The 5,047-nt window shown below is 41.3% G+C and carries 4 protein-coding genes; 2 read left to right on the top strand and 2 right to left on the bottom strand.

Annotated features, from left to right (window positions below; translation table 11 throughout):
* Together ACZFYI_RS15535 and ACZFYI_RS15540 are read left to right on the top strand one after the other, a co-directional pair.
* On the top strand, positions 1 to 1,471 hold a 1,471-nt coding region (locus ACZFYI_RS15535), incomplete at its 5' end, for a PKD domain-containing protein (RefSeq protein ID WP_462525043.1).
* A 12-nt stretch (positions 1,472 to 1,483) separates the two neighbouring features.
* Positions 1,484 to 2,602 carry a glycoside hydrolase family 16 protein gene (locus tag ACZFYI_RS15540; protein ID WP_462525044.1) on the top strand — a complete coding sequence of 373 codons (1,119 nt, stop codon included), beginning with the start codon at positions 1,484 to 1,486 and terminating at the stop codon, positions 2,600 to 2,602.
* Positions 2,603 to 2,654: 52 nt separating this feature from the next.
* On the opposite strand, the gene menD is transcribed toward ACZFYI_RS15540, so the two are convergent.
* Together menD and ACZFYI_RS15550 are read right to left on the bottom strand one after the other, a co-directional pair.
* Complete coding sequence (gene menD, locus ACZFYI_RS15545; protein WP_462525045.1) at positions 2,655 to 4,325, bottom strand: 2-succinyl-5-enolpyruvyl-6-hydroxy-3-cyclohexene-1-carboxylic-acid synthase; 1,671 nt, start codon at positions 4,323 to 4,325, stop codon at positions 2,655 to 2,657.
* Positions 4,326 to 4,334: 9 nt separating this feature from the next.
* Positions 4,335 to 5,047 (bottom strand): chorismate-binding protein (locus tag ACZFYI_RS15550; RefSeq protein ID WP_462525046.1); only part of this gene is annotated, 713 nt, incomplete at its 5' end.

Here is a 5,047-nt window from a genome sequence, read left to right on the forward strand (position 1 = left end):
AAATTACCTCATTTTACTATTGCCCTTTATCGTGTTAGGGGCATGTATAGAAGAGTATTCTTTGGATGCGTTACCGCCAACCGAAGAAGATGCAGCCTTCACTTTTGAAGCAAGTGCCGAAAGTGATAATATCATCAATTTCACAGCGAATTCTGAGTTCTTCATTATGAATTGGGATTTGGGAAATGGATCAACCGGAACAGGAAAAACCGTGACAGGCATATATCCATTGAAAGGTACTTACACTGTGAAGCTTACTATTTTCAATGCAGGCGGCAATATCACTTCTACGCGTACAGTCGTTATTGAGGAGACTGATCCTGTTTTGTTGGATAAACCGATATATAACTTTTTGACAGGTGGATCCTCCGCCGTGGATGGCAAGATTTGGGTGGTTGACTCCGCCTCAGCTGGTCATTTTGGTGTTGGACCTGATCCGGTTCAAGCGGGATATTTCCCTGAATGGTATCAGGCAAAAGCCAACGAAAAAGCCGGTGCTGGCATGTACGATGACAGGTATACCTTTAAGCTTGCGGGGTTTGGTTTTAACATGCAAACCAATGGAGATGTCTATATCAATGCAGCCCAAGGACCTAATTTTCCAGGGGCTGTTGATTCAGGCGTTGGAGATTTGCGGGCTCCTTTTAATGCCCCCAATGGGCTTACATGGACAATAGTAGAGCCGGAAACTGGGTTCCCTACCCTCACGATTTCTTCTGGAGGATTTTTGGGATACTTTGCCGGTAGCCGAACTTATCAGGTTCTAAGTATTGATGACAACGTGATGTTCTTAAGGTCAATTGACCAAGCAAATGCAGGTCTATCTTGGTATATCAGGCTAATCCGTGCTGGATACGACAGCACAGGCGGCGTAGTTCCTGATCCCGATCCTGAGCCCAATGACGGAACTTTCACTTTACAGGACCTTATCGGAAATGGTAAAAAAGCATGGAAGTTGAAGCCCGCTGCCAAAGCTTTTGGTGTAGGACCATCACCTGGAAGTGATGAATATTATCCAAACGGAGAGAATCTTTCTTCAGCAAGACCTTGTCTTTTCAATGACCTATTCATTTTCAATGAAGGTGGGGAATTTGAATATGATGCATTGGATGATATCTTTGGGGAGTCTTACATGGGGGTAGAAACTGAAGGATGTCAGCCTGAAGCTAACTTGATTGGAAAACCCGGCGAGGCATGGAAATCTGGAATCCATTCATTTTCCTTTACTGAAGGGAATGAGTCCACAAGATCAAAAATAACAGTGACAGGGACAGGTGCTTTTATGGTCTTGCCTAAAGCGTTTAATGGAGGAGAATACTCTGCAGGACCGCCGGATACAAATAAATCTGTGACTTACGATGTATTGAATTATGTCAAAGACGGCGACACTGAGGAATTGACTATTACTATCGATATAACTAATAATGGGACTGTTTTCTGGTCATTTATATTAGTTCCGGTTGAAATTTAAATGATTTTGATAATGGCAAAAGTTAAATTGATCTATCTTCTTTTTCTGGCGGTATTTGCTTCATCTTCTTGTTCTCAGGAAGAAGTAGACCAACAGGTATTGCTGCCAAGTAACCTACAGGTATCGGTCGAAAAAACCGGTAGAGGGGCTGTGAAGATTGATTTTCAGGCAATTGATGCTAACTTTTACAAAGTAAGCTATGGTCTTCCAAATCAAGTTCCTGAGAGAGTAGTAGGTAATTCTGTGGTTTATAATTACAATGCCGAAGGAACCTATACGATCAGGGTACAAGCACATTCTACAGAAGCCGATTTTATTTCTTTGACTAAGAGTGTTGAAATCACAGGTGCAGAACTGGAAGAGGAAATTCCCTTGACAGGTTTTGAAAGTCCGCTGACCTATAACGGCTACAATCTGGTCTGGAATGATGAATTTGGAGGTTCAAGCCTTTCTTCAGATTGGGTGTATGATATAGGAGATGGATGTCCAAATCTTTGTGGATGGGGAAACAATGAACTTGAATATTACAGACAGGAAAACGCTGAGGTGAGAGATGGATATCTTATCATCAAAGCAAAACAGGAAAATTTTGGAAGCAGAAATTATACTTCCTCAAGGGTCAAAACCCAAGGTAAAAAATCCTTCACTTTTGGTAGGATTGATGTTCGCGCAGCTTTACCAAAAGGGCAAGGAATTTGGCCTGCTATCTGGATGCTTGGTGATAATATCACTACTGTCAATTGGCCTGCCTGCGGTGAAATAGATATCATGGAGATGATCGGTGGTAATGCCGATGGCAGGGACAATACCATTCATGGTACCGTTCACTGGGATAATAATGGAAACTATGCCCAATTTGGCGGAAGTAAGAAGAAAAACTCCGGAATATTCAACGGTGAGTTTCATGTGTTTTCTATTATCTGGAATAAGGACAAAATCGTTTGGCTTTTGGATAATGTCCCTTATCATGAAATAGATATAACGCCTGGCGCTTTGGATGAATTCAAAAAACCATTCTTTCTGTTACTCAATGTGGCCGTAGGTGGAAACTGGCCCGGCAGCCCAAACGGAACAACTATTTTTCCACAACAAATGGTTGTAGATTATGTCAGGGTGTTTCAGGAAATTTAATAAAGTTGTTTAATCCTAAAAAAACCGGAAGTGATTCCGGTTTTTTTTATGCTCATTGGTTTATTTTTGACTTTACCCATTTTAAGATATCTGCATTTTTGGTACTGTCTGATTGTATTTCAAGAATTTTTGGAACAGGTGATTTTGAATAGAAATCTGCGAGACCAATTTTTAAACTGTCCATGTCAGTGGCAAGATGATACTCAAACCCAAATTCTTTAGCCAAATTTCTACCATCCAAATTTTGTCTGGTTTCGAAATACTCCTGTAATTCAGGTTGTTTTGCCGGGCCATCAATCAATCGGAAAATCCCTCCGGCATGGTTGTTCAATAATACAATTCGCAGATTGGGAATTGGGTAATTGTGCCAAAAAGCATTGCGGTCATAAAAGAATGCCATATCTCCGGTCACCAATGTGACATAAGCATCAGTGCTCAAGGAACAACCGACTGCAGTACTGCTACTCCCATCTATGCCACTTGTACCTCTATTACAATAAATTTCTTGAGTTCTCTTTCCCAGAAAGTTGACATATCGGACAGCCATGCTGTTGGCAAGGTGGATTTTGGAATCTGAAGGGACGGCTTTCATGCAAATCGAAATCGCTTGGTATTCCCCAAACTCTGAATTCCCCAATATGGAATCAAAACTTTCCCGAACCTTGTTTTCAAATTTTTGCCAGGAAGAAGCAAAGCTGCTATTAGGTAATAAAGCCTCATTCAGTAAGTCCAAAATTTCCAAAACCTGGCAATGAATAGTTTTTGTCAATCCCTGAAACGTATCAGGTATGTAGCCAGCCGGTTGAATGTGCCAATGGACTGCTTCGGAATTTCTTAAAAAAACCTTCAAACTTTTAGAAATAATGGATTTGCCGAAGGTAAGAACCAGATCAGGTTTTAATGATCCATTTAGTTTTTCGTTTCCTACAAAATGGTCATGTTGGTTGATGGTGAATTCAGACTGAAGATTCGAAATTGTATCTGTTACCACAACCGCTTTTCCGCTTTTTGCCAATTCATCCAAAATATACTGAATGCTTGAATCAGATTTTTGCTGACCAGGTACTATGAGGATATTCTTAAATCCTGATAAAGCTTGAACCAAATCATTTTTTGTTTTTTGTGTCAACATCAATTCAGAATAATGCGGTTCGATTATCCTGGGAGAATTCGAATAATCGAATGATTCTGTGTTTTCAGGATAAAAAGGCTCGCGCAAAGGAATGTTGATATGTACCGGTCCGAATGGAAATTGGCAGGCTATGTTTATTGCTTCATTCACAATTCTATTAGCATGCCATACTTTGTCAGGATGTCCAAATTCATCAGGGAACTGCAAAAATCCTTTCACATGTTTGCCATAAATTTCAGTTTGACGTATCGTCTGCCCATCCCATTGGTCGATCCATTCTGGTGGGCGGTCGGCCGTGATGACTATCAAAGGAACCTGTTGAAAATAAGCTTCAGCGATGGCAGGTGCATAATTGTAAGCAGCCGAACCTGATGTACAGACTAGGACAACGGGTTGACCAAGTTCTTGTGCTATTCCCAATGCTATGAATGCGGCAGACCTTTCATCTGGGATGGTCCTGGTATGGATGTCTGGATGTCTCGCAAAGGCAAGGGTGATGGGGGCACATCTCGATCCTGGTGAAAGGATGACGTTTTTTGCACCCTTTAGTGCGCAAATCGAGGCTAAATCAATAATAGGTTGAAGGACCAATATTTTATTCTAGTTAAGGTGTTTGGCGATAATGTCACATTTCATTTCTGTTTCTTCCCACTCCTTTTCAGGGATTGAGTCTTCTGTGACGCCTGCCCCGGCATATAATATAGCATGTCCATCCGCGATTCTTGCTGTCCTGAGATTGACATAGATGGAAGTTTCATCTTCCACATTTACCGGGCCGATATACCCGGCGAAAAATGACCTGTTAAAGGGTTCATTTTTTTGTAGAAATTCTAGTGCAGCATTTCTTGGCATTCCACAAACTGCCGAAGTAGGATGCAGGAGTTGGAGCATTACCGTTCCTAATTGAGGGAAGTTGGTGGATTTCATGTTGACTTTAAAATCTGAGCGAAGGTGTAGGAGGTTGCCGGCAAGGACAGTTTTTGGGCCATGTTCATCGTATTCCCTCAGTCTGATTTTTTTGAAGCAATCCACTATATACCTACTGACAAGGGCCTGTTCTTCAATTTCTTTTTGTGTCCATGCTGCGGATTTCAAGGGATTTTCTCCCTGTGCTTTTTGGGTGCCCGCTAGTGACATGGTATAAAACTCTTCGCCTTTTGTCTGGATTAAGATTTCAGGGGAAGCGCCTATCCAAGTCCCGACTTCAGGAATATGAAAGAAATTGACAAAGGCATTTGGATAGGATCGAACTAGGCCATTGAATGATTTTACAAGATCAAATTCTGGATCAAGCTTTATTTTCTTTATCCTTG

The sequence above is a fragment of the Aquiflexum sp. genome (genome assembly GCF_977115555.1).